Below are 21,717 nucleotides of genomic sequence, written 5' to 3'. Positions count from 1 at the left end.
TTCCTTTTAACAAATCCTTGGCAACTGCTCCCCGGCCAACCAATCCACAATTCTCAGTCCACCTAATTTTGTTTTAAGTTGAACCAAATGATTGGGATCTTCGATTACTTCGCCAATAACCTCCGCATGCAACCCCAGAGGATGTGAACGCATGGCGGCCAATAACCTATCGGTATCATTTGGAGGACAAATCGCAATTAATTTTCCTTCGTTGGCAACATATAAAGCATCGAGTCCCAACAATTCACAAGCACTGGCCACTTCGGTACTAATTGGAATTTTAGCTTCATCAATCATAAATCCAACGTTTGATTGCTGTGCCAATTCATTCAATGTTGTTGCAAGACCTCCTCGAGTGGGATCACGCAGACAATGAATATCAGGTACGGAGGCTATCATACAGGACACCAAATCATGCAGTGAAGCGGTATCGGATTGGATGCTTGTTTGGAATTGCAAATTATTGCGATAAGCCATTATCGCAACGCCATGATCACCGATATATCCACTCACAAGCACGCTATCCCCTGGCTTTGCTCTATGACCTGAAATATGAATTCCTTCAGGTACTACCCCAATTCCAGTGGTTGTAATGAATATGCCATCCCCTTTTCCGCGCTCCACTACTTTGGTATCACCAGCGATAATTGCAACATTCGCCTGCTTTGCAGCATAAGCCATTGATTCCACAATTTTATGCAAATCGGCCAGTGGGAATCCCTCTTCTAAAATAAAGCCAGCTGATAAGTACAATGGTTTTGCCCCGGACATGACAATATCATTAATAGTCCCATGCACAGACAAGGAACCAATATCACCACCAGGAAAAAACAAGGGTGAAACAACATGAGCATCGGTAGTCATGACCATTCGACCGGATGATACTGAAAAACAAGCCTGATCATTTTTTTGAGCTAACCATTCATTATCAAAAGCGGCCAAAAAGAGTTGATCGATGAGTTGAGCCATACCTCGCCCACCGCCACCATGAGTCAGATTAATGGTTCCCTCTTTAAAATTCAGTTTTGGGCCTTTTAATTTTTTATTAATTACCGCTTCTGACATTATGAATTCACCCGTCCATAAGCATAAACTGCAGCACATGCCCCTTCTGATGAAACCATGCATGAGCCTAAGGGATTTTCTGGAACACATACTTTAGCAAACAATTTACATTCCATTGGTTTTTTTATGCCCCGAAGTACTGCTCCACAAAGGCATTGTTTGTGTTCTTCGGCCACAAAATCAGGTAACACAAAACGCTGTTCTGCATCAAACGCAGAATACTCTGCCTTTATTTTTAATGCGCTCTTGGGAATATAACCTAAGCCACGCCATTCAAATTGCTCTCGTAACTCCAAAACTTCCATTATAATTCGTTGTGACAACACATTCCCTAAACGATTGACGGCGCGCGTATATTGAATCTCCACCTCACAACGACCTTCATTGATTTGATGAATTAGCAGCAGAATGGAATGCAATACATCCAGAGGTTCAAAACCTGAAATTACCATGGGTTTTTGATATTTGTTACACACAGCTTCATAGGGTTTACTCCCAATCACCGTGCTGACATGTGCAGGCCCTATAAATCCATCTAACTTCACTTCATGGGATTGCAGCAAACTGTCCATGGCAACAGGGGTTAAAACATGATTACAGAACACACTAAAATTAGTGAGTTTCAATTTCTTTGCTTGTTTGATTACAAACGCTGTTGATGGGGTAGTTGTTTCAAAACCAATAGCAAAAAAAACAACTTCTTTCCCCGGGTTGTCTTGAGCAATTTTTAAAGCGTCATCCGCCGAATAAATCATCCGGACATCAGCACCCGATGCTTTTGCATGCAATAAACTTTTTTTCCCTGTACCCGGTACTCGCAACATGTCAGCATAACTACAAAGAATAACATTTGGAAACGATGCCAGTGTGATGGCTTTATCCGTTCTTGCCATAGGCAATACACAAACAGGACAACCTGGCCCATGAATCATTTCAACATTGCCCGGGAGTAAACCTGGAATGCCATATCGATGAATAGCATGGGTATGTCCCCCGCAAAACTCCATTAACTGGTAGTATCGATCCGGTTCAACCAGGGCTGCAATTTTCTGGGCAAGTACTTTTGCATAAGCGCCATTCCGGAATTCTTCGATGTACTTCATTCAAGAGTATCCTTCAACATTTGTGCAAATAAATTTAAGGTTTTCTGGGCCTCTTGTTCATCCAATCGTGTTAAAGCATATCCCACGTGAATAATGACATAATCCCCTTCAGCGATCTCATCGAGTAAGGCAATTGAGATTTCTTTGGTGATGCCACCTAAATTGATAATGGCTCTATCATTACCAAGAATCCGGGTAATTTGAGCAGGTAATGCTAAACACATAGACTATCCTCTTAGTATTCCGGAAATCCAGGCCTGTCCCAGAGAAATTCCACCGTCATTGGGGGGAAGGGCTCTCGGTAATAAGGGGTTGATACCGGATTCATTCAATGCCTTGGTTAATCCTTCTGCCAGTACTTTGTTCAAAAAACAACCACCACTTAATACAACCACATCAATTCCCCTTTCCCGGCAAGCGCCCTTGATCCATGCCGTGAGGCCAGCAATGAGCGTACCGTGAAACAGATTAGCACCTGCAACAGGATCGGCAAGCTCTGATAGCAGCTCCAGGGTGGGAAATATATCAAAATTATTGTCTTTTATCCTCCACCCGTTTGGCGCGACTTGCAGCTCACTGACCAAGCATTCCAATCGCATAGCCGCTTGCCCCTCGTATTGAGACATCAGTTGAATCCCCAGCAAGGCACTCACTGCATCAAATAAACGCCCACAACTACTGGTCATGGGACTGTTTATCCTTTTATCTAACACAGGGTGTATTGCCTGGGCTTGAGTACAGCATGAAAATCGTTCACTGATTTCATTGCCGCGCCCCAAACGATGCAAGACACCTGCTGCCATTCTCCAGGGTTCGCGTGCTGCGATTTCTCCCCCAGGCTGTAAAAGAGGACAAAATGATCCAAGCCGCTCAAACGAGGCATTGTCTAATAACAAAAGCTCCCCACCCCAAGCTTCGCCATTTGAACCATACCCATATCCATCCAGGGCTAAACCTAAAACGCGCCTTTTTATACCGTGCTCTACAGCAACTGAAGCCAAATGAGCATGATGATGCTGTATTGCAAATGCAGGTACACTGTAATCTTCAGCAAATCGAGTGGTGTAAAAATCAGGGTGCAAATCATGAGCAATCCGTTCAGGTTTTACATTCAAAAAGGTTAATAAGTGAGTTAATGATTCATGAAAAACATCAATGGTCGCTTTATTATTCAGACTACCAATGTGTTGTGAAACAAACGCTTCATCACCTCGGGTAATACAAAAGGTATTTTTAAGATGCCCTCCAACTGCCAGCGTGGGTGGGATACTATGAGGCAATTGAATTGGCGTCGGTACAAATCCACGAGAACGCCGAATAAACATTGGTGCGTCATTGACAAGACGCAGGACAGAATCATCTTCATGGGTAATAATTTGACGATTATAGGAGACAATTTTATCTGCTATGGTTTTAAGATCGCACGCCGCTTGATGATCTTCAATAATGATCGGCTCCCCCCTCGAATTAGCGCTGGTAACTACCAATACCATTGATTGAAACTCATCTAACCAATCACAACCATTTACGTTCCCGGCAAAAGCATTAAAAAGTAAATAATGTAATGGCGTAGAGGGAAGCATTATTCCAAGATGGTTTAAACCAGGAGCTATTTTGTCAGCATTACCAGCAAAGCCCTTCTTTTTTCTGAGCAATACTATGGGTCGCGCCCACCCCTCTAATAAAATTCGAGCTTGTTCGCTGATTTCAACCATGCGTTCTGCACTTTTGATATTAGCCACCATGAGCGCCAATGGTTTTGTTTCACGATTTTTTCTTTGCCGAAGTCTTGATAGCGTAGTCTCGTTTCTCGCATCACAAATAAGTTGATACCCCCCCAATCCTTTTAAAGCAATGATTTCGCCTTGCAAAATGCACCGTGCGATGTCTTCAACAGATAATGAAAGCTGAGGACCACAATTCATGCAGGCCGTCGGTTGAGCGTGATAACGTCGGTTGTCAGGATTGGCATAGTCTGCGTAACAATCATGACAAAGAGGGAACGGCTTCATTGACGTCTGGCCACGATCATAAGGAAGAGTTTGTGTGATTGAGAATCTGGGACCGCAGTGAGTGCAATTTAAAAAGGGATATCGAAAATAACGGCTTTGAGGATTAAACAGTTCGTGTAAACATTCAGGGCAAATACAGGTATCCGGCGAAATAATGGTATTCGCTTTACCTTTCTCACTTTCAATAATTTCAAAAAGGGCCTCATCCATTTGCAAAGGAATAGTCTTTAGTTGAATGCTATTCACTTTGGCAAGTGGCGGTAAATTGGCTTTTAAATGAGTTACAAATTCACAAGCCAGGGTTCCTTGAATTTCAATTAAAACACCTGAAGCATTATTTTGTATCCATCCAGTTAAGCAAAGCTGATTTGCTATTCGATAAACATAAGGCCTAAAACCAACGCCCTGGACTTGACCCTGGATGATAAGCTGTAATCGTTCTAATTTAATTTAGGGCTCTCCAAAGAAAAAATACCCCATTTAGAGCTCCCTACATCTGTCTTTTTTTCAACCAGTTATACCAGTCATTCAAACCATCGCCATTCACCGTTGACAGAGTCAAAATTTCAATATCGGGTTTGATCCGGCGCGCATATTCCATACATTTACCGAGATCAAAATCTACATAAGGGAGTAAATCTGTTTTAGTGACCAGCATCAAATCAGCACAACGAAACATATCCGGGTATTTAAGTGGTTTGTTATCTCCTTCAGTAACGGAAAGGATGACCACTTTAAAGTGTTCGCCTAAATCAAATAATGCAGGACAAACAAGATTACCTACATTTTCAATAAATAATATTGATTTTTCTTTCAAAGAAAGTTCTTCTAACGCATGACCAAGCATATGTGCGTCTAAATGACAGACTTTTCCGGTATTTATTTGTACAGCATGACCACTACTTGATTTAATTAACTCTGCATCGTAATCCGTTTGTTGATCACCGACAACAACCGCTATATCCAATTCTTTTTTTAAATCCAAAATTGTTTTTGCCAGAAGGGTTGTTTTACCCGAGCCAGGGCTTGACATGATATTTAATGCCAAAATATTTTTATTTGATAAATAGCTTTTATTTTGAAAAGCAAATTGCTGATTCTTAGCTAAAATATTTTGTTCAACATGAATCAAATGCTCATCATGTGAGTGATGGTCATTATGCTCATGCCTATGACCATGCCCTTTCATTTCTTCTGTACAGCCGCATATTCCACACATTATTCTGCCACCATTGATTTAACGCTAAATTCTTCACCCTGAGTAATCTTTAGTGAATGACTGCCACAGACCGGACACGCATCATAATACCGCCGCAAAGGAACCCTTTTTTTGCAAGACTCACATCGTGCTTCTCCAGGGATATCAATGATATGAAGCGCTGCATTTTCAGCAACAGTTCCCTCTGTAATCACATTAAAACTAAAAATTAGAGCGTCTTTTTCAATTGCAACCAATTGACCAAGCTCTAAAATTATTTTTTTTACCCGAGTAAATTTTTTTTCAATTGCATTCTCTCTAATAATATCGAGAATACTCTTACATACCCATAATTCATGCATAATTAAACAATTGAGACAATTAATAACACCCAATAGCCTATGTTAATCCATCTGCCATCATTCTCAGCACAAAACACCTGATAATACTAAAGGTACATATCTCCAAGGTACTGGTTATCTACCAGGTACCGCTGAAAGTCAAATAAAATGCCCCGCCGCTATCGGCGCGAAGCGTTTTCTTAAGCGTGCTTCTCGGCCTATGGGGTTTACGGTTAGGTCTTTTCCTCTGGCTGACCCGTATCCGCAAAGGCATCGTGGATAAACGCTACCTGACACTCAGTCAGGATTGGAAAATCGCCAAACCGCTGGGTTTTTTTCTGAATTTTCAACTTCAGGGATTTTTTATTCTGCTGCTGTCGTTACCCTGGTTCTTCGTAGCCCTTTCCTCAGAAACGAAACCAGGCTGGCTGGATTATGCGGCAGGATTACTCGCCCTTGTCAGCTTAGCCGCCGAAACCCTGGCTGATTATCAACTGCAGATTTTTAAAAAAAACCACCCGGGGAAAGTGTGCAATCAGGGATTATGGTCTTACTCAAGACACCCTAATTATTTTTTCGAATGGCTTATCTGGCTTTCTTTTTCACTGTTTTCTTTTTCCCATGCTTTCGGCTGGCTGGGGCTGATTTCACCGTTAACCCTGTATGTGCTCATGACCCGCATTACCGGCCCCATGACCGAAGAAGGCTCACGGCAGGCACGCGGACAGGCTTATCTGGATTACCAGAAAAATACCCCGTTCTTCTTTCCATCCTGGCTTAATCCGTACTGGCTGTTTCAAAAGCACCCATCGAAGCGCTGATAGCACAGCACCGAAGTAGTGGGCAACTTCACCTATCAGGCCCTAAGACCCTGTCGTGCCGGCAAGCGCTCTTTTTGTCTTGCCCGCGCAGGCGGGCATCCATTTGTGTGGCCGGTTGCGACTCAAATGACAACGTATTACCTCACGCCCAGGCATCACCATTCGAGTTTTGAATAGTTGCCCGCCTGCGCGGGCAAGACAGCGGATGAGTTCACAGGGCCAACGCGGGCAAGACAAAAACATAGTTCCTGCCTGCTTAGGGAAGACAAGAGACTAGAACCGTTTAATCAACACGAGTCAGGAAATCCAAACCGATCGCTAAACCTGTGCCTAAGCCGTCTCAAGACTCGATCTGGCTTTGAGCGAACTCAAACAGGCTGCTTTCGGGAAAATGCCTGCAAAACAGGATGTACAATCCTTTTGCGGCCTCTGACGCCCCGGATTGGCGAATCAGATCACACATTCTCAAATAATTTTTCTGCATCAGCAGCTGAGCCTCTCCCTGACGTTGTTTCGCTGCGCTGAAATAACACCAGGCCGCTTCCTGATAATGATTTTGCAGGCTTAAATGAGAGCCCAGCTTATCCAAATCATGATCGCTCAAGCCGAGTTTACTTTTGTCTTTAATAAAAAATCGGAACAGCCTGACTGCCTCTATGCCCCTATCCTCGGCCAGGCACTGTTGCAAAGCGAGTTTGGCCTGTTGAATGGCTTCCTCAGGATAACCTGCCTGAGAATACAGGTAGCTTAATGCCAGCAATTGATCCGTTGTCGTTTCTTCGTTTTTAATCTGCCGAATTTGCGCCTCTGCCTCCTCTCGAGTCATCTGATGGATTGTCCTGATTAAGTCTTCATAGGCAGAACGCACGTGGACAGCCTTCTCTGGTTTGTCAGGTCCCTTTGAGGGGGACGAGGCCTCTGCCCTTGTGATTTCGTCTTTGGCCACCAAAGCCCCGCTTAGTCTTCCAACCAGAATAGGCCCCAGTATAAAGGGTAAATAGGAGAGCGCCGCGTTGAAATACAATCCCGCACGAATGGAAACAGCGGAAACCAGAATTTGCAACACCACGATGACGATAAAAAATTTCAGCAGAAAAAGCACCAGGCCCCCAATAGCCTGTGAGCAGTAACAGGCGAGATTGGCACGCCGCTCATCGAATAGCCATTGCCAGGGCTCCCGGCTAAACACTTCACGCAGCGATTCAGTATAAACAGCAAGGGCCGCGGCCAGCAAAGGACCAAAAAAACTGAGCAGTACAAGCACGGCGTAGCCGATACCCACCCAGCCAAAGCCAATACCTAATTTCAGGAAGAAAAACAATCTTAAGGCATTATCTGAATGCGTTAAGTAGAGGGCAAGGGCAAGAGCCGGTAAAAACCAGCACAGGTTATATAAAATCGCACGGCCAGTGTAGGAAAGCAGTTCAGCAGCGGAGTAACCGCCACTAAAAAACCCGGCGTGAATATCCCCTCGACTCGCGGCTAAGGCAAATCGCCCTGTCATCCCCAACGAAATAAGCACAACCGCAAGCCATTGCAGCACGTCTAAGTAACGTTTATCGATTTGATTGTGTAAAAGATAGATAACCAATGCCAGTACAGACCAAACAAAAATAATGGGCAGGGCGGTGAAAAAAGTCGATCCTGTCAGGTACTTTCGAACGACATCCCCTGCCAGTCCATTATACAGTTCAGATTGTTCCATTTTCTTTCTTCCATTAGGGATTAATCGTCCTCTCTTCACTGTAGCATAAACGCTTTTTTAAAACCCCCTGTGTGAAATGGACATCGATGGTTTTGATGCAATGGGGCTTTAAAGTATTAAATTTAAATACTAATGGTATTATTTATCGGAAACAAAACCAATAAAGTAGAATTTTTTGTTAATCCATCCTACCTTGTTTTCCAGAAACAACCTTTGGAGACAATGATGATTAAAAAAGCCCTCCCGCTTATTCTCTTAACCACAACCGCCTTCGCCAATGGCGGCAGCGAAGCGTCAATGGCCAGCACCGATTTATCCGCTCAGGGTGTAAGCCAGGTAGTCGCTGGCAGCGCCAACCTGTTTGCTGCAGCCAGCCAAGTGGTCATTGTTGCGGTAAGAACTGTCGGCGACATCTCTTATATCAGCTTGAAAGCAGCAGGCCAGTCTGCCGTGACAACCATTCAGGTCTCAAGCCATGTCGCAGGACACAGTCTGCTCGCCGCCGGTCAATGGATCCGAGTAGTAACCACCGGTACCGGCATTATCCTAACCTCGGCTGGACGTTTGATTGCGTTTGTTCCCAATGAAATGGGGAAATCGTTAATTTTCAGCCATCAAATTTAAGGGCTATCCGATGACTAAATTATTTCCATTAACAGCCTGTTTGATGCTTTTCGGCAGCACAACCGGTCCCTTTGCTGGAACTGTCTGTACAAATTACACCGCCAGGGCGGATGATTTTTACAATGCCAGCCGTACATCACTCGCCGTTTCAAAAAAACTGGATCAAAGCGGGGCGAAAGTCGCCCTGTTGGCCCGGGTGGGATCGGATTTGAGCCGTTACGGGCTTCATTACAGCCATGTTGCCTTTGTGGTAAAAAACTATCCCGGGAAACCGGGCAAATGGACGGTCATTCATTTGTTAAATGAATGCAACCGACCCACGTCCTCGCTGTATGCCCAGGGATTGATGAATTTTTTCATGGATAATCTGTACAGCCAGGATTATCAAATCACCATTCCCGATCAAGGCATGCAGGCTCGCCTTTACGAAGCCCTGAAGCCTCAGGTTATCGGGCGCCTGCATAGCAACCAATACAGCCTGATTGCCTACCCTTATTCACGCCTGTATCAAAACTCTAACCAATGGGTTTTAGAAATGGCAGCAGATGCCGATAATCCCAAATCTCGACACACAAGGCAATCCGCTCAGGATTTTCTGCAGAGGACAGGTTATCAACCGTCGATTGTTACCCTTTCTCCGGTGGCCCGATTGAGTGTATCGCTAACCCATGCCGCTATCCGGTTTAATGATCACCCTGAAATTGAAAACCGCACGCGTCGTTATTCCTTTGTCAGCGTGGATTCGGTAGTCGCTTATCTGCACAGGAGAGGACACCTGCAAGTCGTACAGGCAGACACTAAAAGGCGCAATAATTAATACCTAATTTGTGTGAATAGCTTTAAGCAACGTATAAGATATAATTTTGTTATCCCTTTCTGGAGACAAGAATGAAGTTAAGCCAAATCAAAGGATTTTACCCCTACCTTATGTTGGTGTTTTTTAATACCTTTATTGATTTAGGTCACAAAATCCTATTGCAGGACACGCTTTACCAAACCGCGGACGGTTCCGCCTACACAGTCCTTTCCGCCATCATCAATGCCTTGATTCTGCTGCCCTACTTAATGCTGTTTACACCGTCAGGATTTATTGCTGACAAATACTCCAAGGCGCGGGTATTGCAAGTCACTGCAGCCGCCGCCATCCCCCTCACCCTGTTAGCCACCTGGTGTTATTTTACGGGCTTTTTCTGGGGAGCGTTTGCTCTGACCTTGCTGCTCGCCGTGCAAAGCGCCCTGAATTCTCCGGCCAAATACGGCTATATCAAGGAAGTGTTTGGCAAGGAACAGCTCTCGCAGGTCAATGCCATTGTCCAGACATTGACAATCATTGCCATTTTGGGCGCAACCTTTGCGTTTACCTCCCTCTTCAGTTATTTCGTCAATGCCGCGGGTTTGCAACACAGCACCGACAAAAGCCTGCTGCTCAAAGCCTTTGCTCCGGCCGGCTTTTTGATTATTTTATTTTCAATCTTTGAAACCCTGATGAGTTTTCGCCTAATCAGGAAAGATGCCGTTGACCCGCAATCGACCTATCATCCCGCCAATTATTTCACCGGCCACTATCTTAAATCCTACTTAAATAAAACCCTGCATCCTCCGGTTATTTTGACCTGTATCATCGGCCTGTCCGTATTCTGGGCAGTCAATCAGGTGCTGCTGGCCAGCTATGGGGCTTTTTTGAAAGAACACATTGGCAACGTCAGCGTGATGTTTGCTCAAGGCTCCCTGGCCTTAGGCGGTATTGGCATCCTGTTGGGCGCTTTATACGCGGGGAAAGTGTCCAAGGGATTTGTAGAAACAGGATTAATCCCGGTTGCCACCTTAGGCATTGCTGGTGGCCTTTTTATTCTGCCTCACCTCACCAGCCAATGGGGTATTGTTCTTCTCTTTCTCGGCTATGGTTTTTTTGGCGGCATGTTAATTGTCCCCCTGAATGCCCTCATTCAGTTTAATGCCCCGCGTCAGGAAAACGGCAAGGTGTTGTCGGCCAACAATTTTTTACAAAACGCATTCATGTTGTTTTTCTTAGGTTTAACCGTCGGGGTGGGCCTCGCTGGGATCGACAGCCAGGTTTTACTCTATTCGCTGTTTATTATCGCTTCCGCAGGCGCTCTCTACACGTTAGTGACGATGCCGCAATCGCTGGTGCGTTACATGCTTTACTTCATTACCTCCCAATTTTACCGTCTAAGTGTTTACGATCTGGATAATTTACCTTCTTCCGGCGGTGTGTTGCTGCTGGGTAATCATGTCAGTTTCATCGACTGGGCCATTTTACAGATTGCCTGCCCGCGCCCTATTCGTTTTGTCATGGAGCGATCCATTTACGAAACCTGGTATCTAAACTGGATTCTCCGACAATTTAATGTGATTCCTATTGCCCGCGGCGCAAGCCAGGACGCCTTGGTGGAAATCAATCAGGCCTTGAATGCCGGAGAGGTCGTCGCTCTTTTTCCTGAAGGACGACTGACTAAAAACGGCCAGATGGGTCTTTTTCGCAGTGGCTTTGAGCGCAGCGCGATGAATGCCAATGCGGTGATTATTCCCTTTTACATTCATGGCCTGTGGGGTTCAAAAGTGTCCTATGGTCATCGTTACAGTAAAAAAATTAAAAGCGGTCACCATCGCCGCATTACTCTCGTTTACGGTAAGGCCCTGCCTGCTTCCAGCAACGCCAAAGAAGTCAAGCAGAAGGTCACTGAATTATCCATCAAAGCCTGGAAATACCATGTTGAAGCAATCGGCTGCCTGCAGGACGAATGGCTTTATCAGGTTAAAAAAAATCCTTCTCAAACCGCCATTATCGAAGAAAATGGCCGGGAGATATCAACACACCAACTGCTTGGAACTGTGTTATGGGTTAATCGGCAACTGAAAAAAAGACTGAAACACCAGGATCATGTGGGTATTCTTCTACCCACCAGCACCGGCGCAGTGGTCGCTAATTTAAGTCTGCTGACACTGGGTAAGGCTCTGGTTAATCTTAACTTTACAACGGGCGAACCCGCGCTTCAGTCAGCCGTTCGTCAGGCGTCACTGACGACGATCATCACGTCCAGGCTGTTTTTGAGAAAACTGAATGACCGGGGCATTGCTCTGGAAAAAGCACTGGCCCCCTGTGAACTCATCTATCTCGAGGATCTCCTTTCAAATCGTCGCGCAGTTCTGCCGGGGTATATCCTGCTTGCGAAGGCATTGCCCGCGGCTCTTCTTAAATTCGTTTTCATTCAACCTGGCACCAGCCAAAGCATTGCGGCCATTCTGTTCAGCAGCGGCAGTGAAGGCGAACCTAAAGGCGTTAAGCTGACCCAGGCCAATCTGTTAAGCAATATTAATCAGGTGGCCACCGTATTGGGTCTGCAGGAAGACGACGTCCTGATTAATACGCTGCCCCTTTTCCATGCCTTCGGTTTAACGGTCACGACCCTCATGCCCTTGTTGAAAGGCATCCCCATGGTTTGTTACCCGGATCCCACCAAATCCTTAGTCATTGCCAAATTAATCTGCAAATACCGCGTCACCCTCTTCTGCTCAACCTCCAGTTTACTTGGCCTGTATGCACGTAATGCTTCCGTGCATCCGCAGATGCTTCGCTCTGTACGCTTAGTGGTTGCCGGGGCTGAAAAACTGTCGCCCCTGGTGTACAACACATTTAAAGAAAAATTCAATCTCGAAATTTATGAAGGATACGGCGCAACGGAAGTGGCGCCTGTGGCGAGCTGCAATTTACCTGATGTAATTTCGACCCAGGATTGGCATATTCATCAGGCTCACAAGCCAGGCACCGTGGGCCTTCCCCTGCCAGGCTGTGCGTTTCGGGTCGTTGATCCTGTGACATTGAAGGATTTACCTCGGGGTGAAGACGGTCTGGTGTTGATTGGCGGTACTCAGGTGATGGACAGTTATTTAAACCTGCCTGAAAAAACGGAAGCGGTTTTAATTCACGAGGACAATTACACCTGGTATAAAACTGGCGATAAAGGGCATTTAGACCAGGATGGTTTCCTCACCATTGTCGACCGTTACTCCCGATTTGCCAAAATTGGCGGTGAAATGATTAGCTTAAGTCAGGCCGAACAAGCCTGGCAGGAAGCAATCAACGGAAGCGAAGTCGAATTGATGGCCCTCGCCTTACCCGACGATAAAAAAGGGGAAGAACTGGCCATGCTCTATTGCGCCCCCTTCTCCGAACATGAACTAAGACAGCGCCTGCTCGCGGCCGACTTGCCCAAAATCATGCTGCCGGGGTTCATTCGGCAAATGACGGAATTGCCCAAACTGGGTAATGGCAAGCGGGATTATGTGACCGCCAAACAGATACTGCAGGCGCAACGTACCGACTGAGTTGACCTGCCGCGGCCTGTCCGCGGCGCCTCGATTACTCCTCCGACACTTGTCTTTTTAAGCTGTCGAAAATACGCGGCACCCAGGGTCTCATGGCGATGATTAAGGCAGTGCCATGGCGTTTATCGATGGGCACATCCACCGTATCCCGACAACGCTTAACGAATTCATTGGCGGTGTTATGCAGGGTCTGCTGAAAAATCCGGTTATCCTGCTCACTCAGCATGCCGCTGCGGACCAGATAAAGTTCCGTTGGTTTTTCAAAATGACAATCAAAAAAATCATCCTGAATGGTTTGCTGAAAAAACCGCTGGATAGGGCCGTCGGCAATCCAATGAAAATCAGGAGCAATCAGGCGCTTGAAGCGATTCCCCGGCTGCAATTCAATAATTTTCATCTTATCCAGCTTTGCCGCATAACGAATTAACTCGTGCTCGGAAATGGTATAAAAACGGAGGATATCCTCAAACGTCCAGTGATTAAGCACACAAATGGCCACCAGCAGCAGCCTTAACTCGCTCACCAGTTCCCTTTCCTGATTTTCAGTCAAATGCACAATTAATTTTTTATCTTTCTGAAGCAGTTCAAACACCTCCGACAAGGACAGATTGAGGCAGGCGCAAATCGACTGCAGGCGGCTTAAATTGGCATCCTGCTGACTGAACAGGCGTTTCATGCTTGCCTCAGACAGGGATAATTTCTGAGCCAGGGTTTTGTACGTAAATCCCTGGGCCTTCAGTTGCTTTTTCAAAATGGAAAATAAATCAGAAATCTGGTCGCTCATGATTCTCCCGGCTCGAATAAAGATCTGAGCAGTCTACCTGTTTTTGTGAAATAAATCGCTGAATCGACACTCCCATGGTATAGTCAGTCGTTAAGGTATTGATGATTAAGGAGAATCAATGAACAGACCGTCTTATTCAATTCCATTGTTACTGATCCTGCTGCTCCTGGCCAGTTCCGTTTTCGCCGTCGATCCTGCCTCATTGAAAGCCTGTTATGACAAAGCAGCCACAACCCTGGCCATTCACGAATGCGCCAATCAGGAATACGCTTATTATGACAAAATATTAAACAACACCTACCGTTCACTCTCCGCCCTGCTATCCAAAGAGAACAAGGCGGCTCTCATCAGCGCTCAAAAAGCCTGGCTGGATTTCCGCGCCAAAGAATGCAAATTCACCGGTTTGCAACACGAAGGCGGCTCCATGCAGGCCATTGACGAGGTGGACTGCTACAACACATTAAACAAACGGCGTATTGACGATTTAAACGAGTACATCAAAGCCTTTGGTGAACAATAGCCGCTTTCTTTAAAGGGTCATGGGAGAGGGGTGGTTTTCCTCAGCACTCTCCCGACGGTATTCTTTCGACTCCTGACTCGTAAGGACAAGACAGCTTTCAATGGCGTCAGGCTCAAATGACAAATCGCCGCGGTAAACACGCGTAACACCGGTTTTCAGCAACTCAAGACGGGATTGCTGCTCGCTGGTTAACCGCACCTTAAAGCAAATCGCCACGTGATGATTGTCCCGAGGCACACACTCAGGGGCGGTATAGAAATGCCGGTAGATGTTTTTAGCGGTCAAGTAAGTCCATAAATGCCCACTCTCCTTCATCTTTTCCAGATTTCGCGGACGTTCAACCCAGGGAATATAAAAACAGCCTTGGTCCTGAGGGGCTACTTCTGCGGATTTTTTAAATAACATGGCAACTCCTTGTGCTTATTTTCTGCAGTTAATACGCAGTTAATCTTTATATCATATGATTACCCACAATGAGTAACTTTCTTTCTTTGTGATTTATGAAAAGCCAAAATGATTTAAGTGCTCTGTTGCGTGGGGATTTTAAGATCCTTAAATGCAGAGCACAGAGCGAGGTGGGATTTTATCACCGCACCGGCATTCTTTCGTTTATCGATTCACTGCAAAAGCACCTGGATTTGAACCGTTTTATGAGCCCTGACCAATTAATCAGTGCCCTCGCCATCCTTGAAAACATCGAAATCAATACCTCCAAATTCCGCTTTATGCACGAGTTACTCAACCATGAACGGTACCGTTTATTGCACGACATTGTACCGGATGCCCCCAAGGCTTCGGGTGGTCTTAAATGCCCTTACGTCAGCCTCGTTGCAACGCTGCGGAAGCTGCATTGTGTTTTGCTAAGCCAATTGGAACTCTCGCTTGTTCATATTGCCAGAGAATTGCCTGTGAGCAAGGTTGATTATGAACAAAGCATGCTGGACGAATCCCAGGCTTTTCACGATTTGGAAAACACAAGCAAAGCCCCGCATTTACCGGACAAATCGACGTCGGTAAAGGATTTTGCCCGCCGCAGTGTGACGTTATATGGAACGGTGGTGTACCCATTAAACAGTAACAATGACAAGGATCCGGCCATTATTCAAGCCATTCAAGGATTTGGAAACAACACCAGCATTGACTATGAAGGAACGCCTGCCAATAAACTTTACCAGTTCGGCGGCCAATTCCTTGAGGCGATTATGCTCAATGAATTCAGCCACACCACTGAATTTAAACAGTCGGGTAAACAGGGAATACAACCCGGTCTGGTCAAAGGCCATATTAACTGGACTAAAGTAAACAGTAAAATAGTCGGCCAGGTCACGCTTGATGTACTGACTTTCAACCAATGCGATCTTGACAACAAGGACGCCATGCCAACATTTTATGCCATAGGCAGCGATGGGATTTCCTTACTGGAAATCAATGACGATGAACTGGAGCTCGTGAATAAACGTTGCACTGATGAAGTCAGCCGCGTTACCAACGGTCAGGTCGTTCCAATTTGTACCTTATCCGCAACACTGTCCATGCCAGTGGATACCACCACAGGCAAGCATTACCTTAAGGTGAGCGCTTTCACTGTGCGATTTAATACCGACGAACTGCGCTCAACCCGTGAATACGATTTCAGGAAAGCCTTTGGGAACCGAAGCGATTTCTGTTAATGCCTGACTTACCCTTTCCCTGAACGAGGGTGCGACGAGGTTAGCTCACTGTCTGCCTCGCTTGGTCTCGGATTATCGGCGTGCTTAAATACACCGGCATGCGATAACTGCCTGGCAGAAACTCGATCGCTCGCTTTAGGCGTTACATCCTCCTTCAGCGCGTTGACCTCTTCCCGATCATGCCGTTTGGCTTTTTCCTTGCCTTTAGCCGTGGGCGGTCCTTCAAATTCTTCCTCGTCTGATTCAACGCTTTGTTCAGAGGCAGAATCCAATTCGCTCATGACGTCTTTTTCAGACACATCCAACTCTTCTTCAAGCGTTTCAAAACGCTCTAAATCAACAACCGCTTCGGAAAAAAGGGAAAGTTCTGCTTTGACGCTGGCACTGATTGTTTCGGGAAAATACTTCGCCAGCGTGCGCCTGCCCACAGCGACCGGGAAATCGATTTCGATCAGGTATTCCCCATCGTCTCCCTGAATCAAAGCGCCGGTTTCTTCTTCATACACCCGTGAGAGAGCAAAATTCTGCGGGCTTAACTTGGGCCTGACTAACAGTTCCGAACGAAGACTGTTTTCACGGGCCTCAAGGTAATGCAGGAGTTCCTGTTCAAAGAGCGGCAAATCACTTTCATTAATCCGCAGGGTCACAATTTCTTTTTGTTTATAATATTTAGATGACAAATAGTCATCCAGATTGCTATACATGTCCTTAAAGCGCATCGCCTCCGTCTGGCTATGAAACAAAACCCCTTTACCCACATTGGCCTTGCTGGCTTGGTCATCATCAGTGACCAACCATAATTTAACCAGGGGTCCGGCATAATTACTTTGGGCATTTTTCTTCATCTGCGGCTGTTTCGCCCTGTCTATGCCTTCATAAAAGCGGCCATTGTTTTTACCCACATTGGCAATCCCATTATGAATTTCCTTGACGGTATGCGTGCTTATATTCATTAAAGTCAGGCTGGGATTCACCATGCCTTTGCTGAACCCAGCCCCCGCCAGTGCGACCATGGGCGCGGCCTTAAGCAGTTTTTGCGACGCCGAAACCAAATCGCTGACTTCCCGGTCCCTGAATCGTTGACGTTGCGTATTTTCATTAAGCCATGCCGTGCTTAAGTACACTTCTACCATTTTCATGAGGATACCCTTTAAAAGAACTGTATAAATTTAATTATACATGTATAAATTTAAAACTAAGGCGGCAGATAAAAAACTTGAACAAAACTTTACACTTTACAAAGGCTTAGGCGGGGGGGGAATGGGAGAAAATAAATCGTTAAGGCAATTTGCTGACATGACTGTAATAAAGCTCGCCAAGTCTTTCTACAAATTCAAGCGACAACTCGAAGTTATGACGGCTGACGTGTTCAATGTTTAAGCCCAAAGGCACCTGAATTTTTTCCTTGTGCATGAATTGCAGAATTTCAAGGAGATTATTGGTGGCAATTTTCAGGGAACGCCAGCCAATGCCGATGTCGGCTTTAAATAACTCATCCTCCACGGTTTTGGGAATAAAAACCCCAAGCCAACGTAAAAAATGAAGATCCTTGTGACTGGAAACCGGGGCAAAGCTTAGAAAAATGCGTTTGGGCTCAATCCCCTCCTCCCTGCAGGCGTAAGCATAATCCCGTAATAAAAATTTAATGCTGATGGGATCATAAATGATTTGGCTGGTAAAAAATTCCATGCCGTTTACGCTTTTGGCGAGAAGGCGATGGGGTTCATCCCTGATGGCTTCATGGGAACGCCGGGTTTGAATGGTGATGCCGCCGCAAAGCAGTTCTTTCGTGCAGTGATTACGAATGTATTGCAGCATTTCAATCACCGAAGGACCGATATAATGAATCTTGCTGCTGCTTCCGCCAACCAGAATGAGCGCTCGAAGATTAGTCTGGTTGACGGAGTGTTCAAGCCACGCCTTCTGCTCCTCCCAGCCTTCATAAACCGTGCAGTGATTGAGAACCACATTGATGTTGCGATAAGCCTGCTCCAGCCGCTCTGCAAAATGACGCGGATCCATTTTTGGAACAAATTCATCCGTTCGTTGCTCCCCCTTGCTCTCATCTCTGATTTCGGGAATATTAACGCCATCGATATTCACTGGCGTACTGGTTAACAAATCAATGGCACAATCAATGTAGGCATCGGTGTTGGCTGCCTTTTCGCCTGTCGGCGGCAACAACTCATAAAAAATAACCGGCTGCGAAACATCCATGATTTTGTCGCGAAGGGTCTTCATACCGCTACCTCGCTATCGACTGTTGAGAAATTGTTGCCGCACACGCTTCGCAGCCTCCACCATGTTGGCTAATGCTGTGTTCACTTCAGGCCAACCTCGCGTTTTCAGGCCGCAATCAGGATTAACCCACAGACGCTCAACCGGAATCAGCGCTGCCGCCCGGTCAATCAGGTGCATCATTTCCTGCACCGACGGGATACGCGGCGAATGGATGTCATAAACCCCGGGACCAATGGCATTGGGGTAGGAAAAATGTTTAAAGGCATCCAGTAGTTCCATGTTGGAACGCGATGTTTCAATGGAAATGACATCGGCATCCAGGGCTGCGATGGCTTCAATCACGTCATTGAATTCGGAATAGCACATGTGCGTATGAATCTGCGTGGTTTCCTTCACTCCGCCTGCGGTCAACTTAAAGCAGCGAACAGCCTCCGCCAGGTACTCCTCCCAGTGACGGCGGCGCAGCGGCAATCCTTCACGAAAGGCAGGCTCATCAATCTGAATCACCCTGATGCCGGCCTGCTCCAAATCCATCACTTCATCGCGTAATGCCAAGGCTAACTGGCGGGCGGTATCACGCATCGGTTGATCATCACGCACAAACGACCACATCAGAATGGTAATCGGGCCAGTGAGCATGCCTTTTACCGGTTTATTGGTCAGCGATTGCGCGTAGCGGCTCCAGGGAACGGTCATGGTCTCTGGACGGGAAACATCCCCGTAAATGACAGGCGGCTTCACGCAACGGGAGCCATAGCTTTGCACCCAGCCGTGCTCGGTTGCGGCAAAGCCTTGAAGCTGGTCGCCAAAATACTCCACCATGTCCGCACGCTCAGCCTCCCCGTGAACCAGCACATCGAGGCCCAAAGCATCCTGACGGTGAATGACGTCACGGATCACCTCCTTCAACCCGTTTTCGTAATCAATGAGACTAATCCTGTCCTGCTTAAAATCATGACGCAGCCTGCGAATCTCAGGGGTCTGGGGGAACGAGCCGATGGTGGTGGTCGGCAATATCGGCAATGGCATGGCACGCTGTTGGGCAGCCTGCCTTTCCGGGTAAGGAGCACGTTCTGTATTGAGATCGTCTAAAGTGTGAAGACGTGCCTGAACCCCGGGATTATGAATCAGGGAGGAGGTCTGCTTTTGCTGCATGACGTGTTGATTGTCAGCCAGAACGGCTTTGATTTCATCCCAGCCTTCGTTAAATCCACGCGCCAGACTGGCAAGTTCCAGGCATTTTTGTTTGGTAAAGGCAAGCCAGGATTTAACCTTAAGATCGAGAGATGTTTCCAAATCCAGATCCATGGGTGAATGCAGAAAGGAACAGGATCCCCCTATCCACAACCGCGATTGCAATTGCTCATACAGCGGTTCTAAAAACTGTCTAGCCTTCATCAGGTCGGTTTTCCAGATGTTGCGGCCATTGACAATGCCGACTGAAAGACAGGTGTTTGGTTGCAGGCGCTGCATCAGCGATTTGACCTGCTCAGGTGCCGTAACGGCATCCACATGCAATCCACTGACGGGTAAACGACAGACCCAGTCCCCGTTTTCCTCCATCCCCCCAAAATAGGTTGTCAGCATCAACTTACAACCCTCGGGTTGAAGGCTGTCATAAGCCTGCATGAATGCATGCTGCCAGGCTAAGGGGAGATCGAGAACCAGAATGGGTTCGTCGAGTTGTACCCAGCTTACGTTTTTGGTGCTCAATGCAGACAGCAGGTGTTGATAGGCGTCAAGTAAAGCCGGCAACAGCGTCAGCTTATCAAATGCAGGGTAAGTTTTCCCCAGCCACAAGTAACTTAAAGGCCCAGGCATAACGACTTTAACAGGATAATGGTGAGCCTCTGCCTCGTCGATCTCTGCGAAAAGGCGGCTGGTGTTGACTACAAAGGATTGATGGGGGGAAAACTCCGGCACGATGTAGTGGTAATTGGTATTGAACCATTTGGTCATTTCGCAGGCCGTTATGGGCTTGTCCGCTGATGAGCAGCCTCTGGCCATGGCAAAACAGGTCGCCAGTTCCGTGCCAACATCCGCAAAACGGTCAGGGATAACCCCTAAGGTCATCGACATATCCAGCATGTGGTCATACCAGGAAAAATCACCGACGGTTACCCAATGAAGCCCTGCCTGAGACTGCATCTGCCAGTTTTCCTGGCGTATCCTCCTGCCCACCGCTAAAAGTTCCGTTTCAGAAAGCGTCCCCTTCCAGTAGGATTCAACAGCAAATTTCATTTGACGGCTGCATCCAATGCGTGGAAACCCAAGGCAGTGCGCTGTGATCATTGACTTCTCCCTAGAATAACCCCATGAGTCGGATGGGGAGCACCTCATTTAACTTTAGACGATTAAAAACAGGATGCAGTAAAAAGCGCGATTTTGCAGGCAGCCCCCCGCTTCACAGCGGGAGACCTTAAGGTCATTTCAATAAAAGCCAGCACTCTGTTAACAGTTCAGTTTCAGCCACTTCATGGTCAAAATTGTAATAACAAAAGACGCAGGGCAAATCACCCAGCTGCTCGCCGCTGGCAGGCAGCCAGTCCCGATAGAGCGCATACACGGTATCGCCGATGCTCTCACGCGAGCCATAGTGCATGGCCGACGCATAACGCCCTTGTGGCAGGTATTTTTCGACTACCCCCTCAAGCGTTAATGAGTCAGGAACCTTGATGCCTAAATCCAGACGAAATTCGCAAGGCGGGGTAATTTTTGGATCATCATAGCCAAAGGCGAAAGCCTCACCGGGTTTTGGTTTTACATTGACCGGTTGTGCTTTGGCCCAGGTCACCAGTCGATTGACGCTTTCCCCAACGCGCTTGGGATCACCGCGATGTTCCACCACCGCCAGGCGCGTCCGCGGCATGGTTTTAATCTCTACTTTCATATCAGTCAGACCTCGTTCAGGCAAACAATACGGCGGCTCTTCCCAATGGGACCATCCGATTCCGCGACGGTATTGGCTCGGGCTGTAGCCGCAGGCCTTTTTAAAGGCCCGGGTAAACGCCTCATGGGAATGAAAACCGGCATTGATTGCAATGGTTAAAATGGATTGTTTCTTATCCACAATCAGTTGATGAGCGGCTCGTTTCAGGCGCAGCCATTTAATGTATTGGGATAAGGACAAACCGGTGGAGACAGTAAATAAACGATGAAAATGGTATTTCGAAATACAGGACACCTCGCTTAATCGCTGAAGCGACAAATCGTCATCCAGATGCCTGCCAATGTAGGTTATGGCTTTCTTAAGCCGGGTTTCGTATTTCATGTTTCGCTTTCAGTT

18 protein-coding genes and 1 pseudogene are annotated in these 21,717 nt (G+C 46.7%); 6 read left to right on the top strand and 13 right to left on the bottom strand.

All coding sequences use genetic code 11. The features are described 5' to 3' along the window. Positions 1-6: 6 nt before the first annotated feature. The 6 genes from hypE to hypA are packed head-to-tail and all read right to left on the bottom strand — an operon-like array spanning position 7 to position 5,740. A complete protein-coding gene (gene hypE / locus Lrub_RS07345; RefSeq protein WP_058531510.1) occupies positions 7-1,065 on the bottom strand; it encodes a hydrogenase expression/formation protein HypE in 1,059 nt (352 codons plus the stop codon). Continuing rightward, positions 1,065-2,168 (bottom strand): hydrogenase formation protein HypD, encoded by a 1,104-nt coding sequence (gene hypD / locus Lrub_RS07340; protein ID WP_058531509.1) that lies wholly within the window; start codon positions 2,166-2,168, stop codon positions 1,065-1,067. The genes hypE and hypD overlap by 1 nt, the downstream gene beginning before the upstream one ends. Continuing rightward, positions 2,165-2,392, bottom strand: a complete 228-nt coding sequence (locus Lrub_RS07335) for a HypC/HybG/HupF family hydrogenase formation chaperone (protein ID WP_058531508.1) — start codon at positions 2,390-2,392, stop codon at positions 2,165-2,167. The genes hypD and Lrub_RS07335 overlap by 4 nt, the downstream gene beginning before the upstream one ends. A 3-nt stretch (positions 2,393-2,395) precedes the next feature. Continuing rightward, positions 2,396-4,630 carry a carbamoyltransferase HypF gene (gene hypF, locus Lrub_RS07330; RefSeq protein ID WP_058531507.1) on the bottom strand — a complete coding sequence of 745 codons (2,235 nt, stop codon included), beginning with the start codon at positions 4,628-4,630 and terminating at the stop codon, positions 2,396-2,398. A gap of 40 nt (positions 4,631-4,670) precedes the next feature. Then, positions 4,671-5,399: a hydrogenase nickel incorporation protein HypB gene (gene hypB / locus Lrub_RS07325; RefSeq protein ID WP_058531506.1), complete on the bottom strand. Its 729-nt coding sequence runs from the start codon at positions 5,397-5,399 to the stop codon at positions 4,671-4,673. Continuing rightward, the gene (gene hypA / locus Lrub_RS07320) at positions 5,399-5,740 is read right to left on the bottom strand and encodes a hydrogenase maturation nickel metallochaperone HypA (protein WP_058531505.1); all 342 of its coding nucleotides are present in this window, start codon (positions 5,738-5,740) and stop codon (positions 5,399-5,401) included. The genes hypB and hypA overlap by 1 nt, the downstream gene beginning before the upstream one ends. 176 nt (positions 5,741-5,916) lie before the next feature. On the opposite strand from hypA, the pseudogene Lrub_RS07315 reads away from it, so the two are divergent. Beyond that, positions 5,917-6,540, top strand: a pseudogene (locus Lrub_RS07315) (DUF1295 domain-containing protein); the annotation flags it as partial. Between the two features lie 340 nt (positions 6,541-6,880). On the opposite strand, the gene Lrub_RS07310 reads toward Lrub_RS07315, so the two are convergent. Continuing rightward, entirely contained in the window at positions 6,881-8,245 is a 1,365-nt protein-coding gene (locus Lrub_RS07310; RefSeq protein WP_058531503.1) for a hypothetical protein, read from the bottom strand. Between the two features lie 222 nt (positions 8,246-8,467). Here Lrub_RS07310 and Lrub_RS07305 point away from each other — a divergent pair, with 222 nt between their 5' ends. The 3 genes from Lrub_RS07305 (at position 8,468) to Lrub_RS07295 (ending at position 13,216) form a co-directional block, all read left to right on the top strand. After that, positions 8,468-8,869 (top strand): hypothetical protein, encoded by a 402-nt coding sequence (locus tag Lrub_RS07305; RefSeq protein WP_162263128.1) that lies wholly within the window; start codon positions 8,468-8,470, stop codon positions 8,867-8,869. 10 nt (positions 8,870-8,879) lie between these two features. Continuing rightward, positions 8,880-9,686, top strand: a complete 807-nt coding sequence (locus Lrub_RS07300) for a DUF2145 domain-containing protein (protein WP_058531501.1) — start codon at positions 8,880-8,882, stop codon at positions 9,684-9,686. Positions 9,687-9,757: 71 nt separating this feature from the next. Continuing rightward, positions 9,758-13,216 (top strand): acyl-[ACP]--phospholipid O-acyltransferase, encoded by a 3,459-nt coding sequence (locus tag Lrub_RS07295; protein ID WP_058531500.1) that lies wholly within the window; start codon positions 9,758-9,760, stop codon positions 13,214-13,216. Between the two features lie 34 nt (positions 13,217-13,250). Here Lrub_RS07295 and Lrub_RS07290 read toward each other — a convergent pair whose 3' ends face one another. Further along, positions 13,251-14,000, bottom strand: a complete 750-nt coding sequence (locus Lrub_RS07290; protein ID WP_058531499.1) for a helix-turn-helix domain-containing protein — start codon at positions 13,998-14,000, stop codon at positions 13,251-13,253. Between the two features lie 118 nt (positions 14,001-14,118). On the opposite strand from Lrub_RS07290, the gene Lrub_RS07285 reads away from it, so the two are divergent. Continuing rightward, complete coding sequence (locus Lrub_RS07285; protein ID WP_058531498.1) at positions 14,119-14,520, top strand: lysozyme inhibitor LprI family protein; 402 nt, start codon at positions 14,119-14,121, stop codon at positions 14,518-14,520. A gap of 9 nt (positions 14,521-14,529) precedes the next feature. On the opposite strand, the gene Lrub_RS07280 is transcribed toward Lrub_RS07285, so the two are convergent. Continuing rightward, the gene (locus tag Lrub_RS07280) at positions 14,530-14,925 is read right to left on the bottom strand and encodes a hypothetical protein (protein WP_058531497.1); all 396 of its coding nucleotides are present in this window, start codon (positions 14,923-14,925) and stop codon (positions 14,530-14,532) included. A gap of 95 nt (positions 14,926-15,020) precedes the next feature. On the opposite strand from Lrub_RS07280, the gene Lrub_RS07275 reads away from it, so the two are divergent. Then, complete coding sequence (locus tag Lrub_RS07275) at positions 15,021-16,190, top strand: hypothetical protein (protein ID WP_058531496.1); 1,170 nt, start codon at positions 15,021-15,023, stop codon at positions 16,188-16,190. An 8-nt stretch (positions 16,191-16,198) separates the two neighbouring features. Here Lrub_RS07275 and Lrub_RS07270 read toward each other — a convergent pair whose 3' ends face one another. The 4 genes from Lrub_RS07270 to Lrub_RS07255 form a co-directional block, all read right to left on the bottom strand. Then, positions 16,199-17,329 carry a hypothetical protein gene (locus tag Lrub_RS07270; RefSeq protein WP_058531495.1) on the bottom strand — a complete coding sequence of 377 codons (1,131 nt, stop codon included), beginning with the start codon at positions 17,327-17,329 and terminating at the stop codon, positions 16,199-16,201. A gap of 139 nt (positions 17,330-17,468) precedes the next feature. Further along, the gene (locus Lrub_RS07265) at positions 17,469-18,431 is read right to left on the bottom strand and encodes a hypothetical protein (RefSeq protein WP_058531494.1); all 963 of its coding nucleotides are present in this window, start codon (positions 18,429-18,431) and stop codon (positions 17,469-17,471) included. 12 nt (positions 18,432-18,443) lie between these two features. Next, positions 18,444-20,723, bottom strand: coding sequence for a 5-methyltetrahydropteroyltriglutamate--homocysteine S-methyltransferase (gene metE, locus Lrub_RS07260; RefSeq protein ID WP_058531493.1), 2,280 nt, complete (start codon positions 20,721-20,723; stop codon positions 18,444-18,446). A 133-nt stretch (positions 20,724-20,856) separates the two neighbouring features. Next, positions 20,857-21,702, bottom strand: coding sequence for an AraC family transcriptional regulator (locus Lrub_RS07255; RefSeq protein ID WP_058531492.1), 846 nt, complete (start codon positions 21,700-21,702; stop codon positions 20,857-20,859). Positions 21,703-21,717: the final 15 nt, after the last annotated feature.

It is taken from the genome of Legionella rubrilucens (assembly GCF_001468125.1).
GTDB lineage: Bacteria > Pseudomonadota > Gammaproteobacteria > Legionellales > Legionellaceae > Legionella_C > Legionella_C rubrilucens.
This window is presented reverse-complemented; position numbering and strand designations above follow the sequence as displayed.

Excerpts from the sequence above, each read along its gene's own strand:
- Lrub_RS07275 (WP_058531496.1), top strand. The coding sequence starts at position 15,021 with ATGAAAAGCCAAAATGATTTAAGTGCTCTGTTGCGTGGGGATTTTAAG.
- metE (WP_058531493.1), bottom strand. The coding sequence starts at position 20,723 with ATGATCACAGCGCACTGCCTTGGGTTTCCACGCATTGGATGCAGCCGT.
- Lrub_RS07285 (WP_058531498.1), top strand. The coding sequence starts at position 14,119 with ATGAACAGACCGTCTTATTCAATTCCATTGTTACTGATCCTGCTGCTC.
- hypA (WP_058531505.1), bottom strand. The coding sequence starts at position 5,740 with ATGCATGAATTATGGGTATGTAAGAGTATTCTCGATATTATTAGAGAG.
- Lrub_RS07310 (WP_058531503.1), bottom strand. The coding sequence starts at position 8,245 with ATGGAACAATCTGAACTGTATAATGGACTGGCAGGGGATGTCGTTCGA.
- hypE (WP_058531510.1), bottom strand. The coding sequence starts at position 1,065 with ATGTCAGAAGCGGTAATTAATAAAAAATTAAAAGGCCCAAAACTGAAT.
- Lrub_RS07295 (WP_058531500.1), top strand. The coding sequence starts at position 9,758 with ATGAAGTTAAGCCAAATCAAAGGATTTTACCCCTACCTTATGTTGGTG.
- Lrub_RS07255 (WP_058531492.1), bottom strand. The coding sequence starts at position 21,702 with ATGAAATACGAAACCCGGCTTAAGAAAGCCATAACCTACATTGGCAGG.
- Lrub_RS07300 (WP_058531501.1), top strand. The coding sequence starts at position 8,880 with ATGACTAAATTATTTCCATTAACAGCCTGTTTGATGCTTTTCGGCAGC.
- Lrub_RS07270 (WP_058531495.1), bottom strand. The coding sequence starts at position 17,329 with ATGAAAATGGTAGAAGTGTACTTAAGCACGGCATGGCTTAATGAAAAT.
- Lrub_RS07280 (WP_058531497.1), bottom strand. The coding sequence starts at position 14,925 with ATGTTATTTAAAAAATCCGCAGAAGTAGCCCCTCAGGACCAAGGCTGT.
- Lrub_RS07335 (WP_058531508.1), bottom strand. The coding sequence starts at position 2,392 with ATGTGTTTAGCATTACCTGCTCAAATTACCCGGATTCTTGGTAATGAT.
- Lrub_RS07265 (WP_058531494.1), bottom strand. The coding sequence starts at position 18,431 with ATGAAGACCCTTCGCGACAAAATCATGGATGTTTCGCAGCCGGTTATT.
- Lrub_RS07290 (WP_058531499.1), bottom strand. The coding sequence starts at position 14,000 with ATGAGCGACCAGATTTCTGATTTATTTTCCATTTTGAAAAAGCAACTG.
- Lrub_RS07305 (WP_162263128.1), top strand. The coding sequence starts at position 8,468 with ATGATGATTAAAAAAGCCCTCCCGCTTATTCTCTTAACCACAACCGCC.
- hypD (WP_058531509.1), bottom strand. The coding sequence starts at position 2,168 with ATGAAGTACATCGAAGAATTCCGGAATGGCGCTTATGCAAAAGTACTT.
- hypB (WP_058531506.1), bottom strand. The coding sequence starts at position 5,399 with ATGTGTGGAATATGCGGCTGTACAGAAGAAATGAAAGGGCATGGTCAT.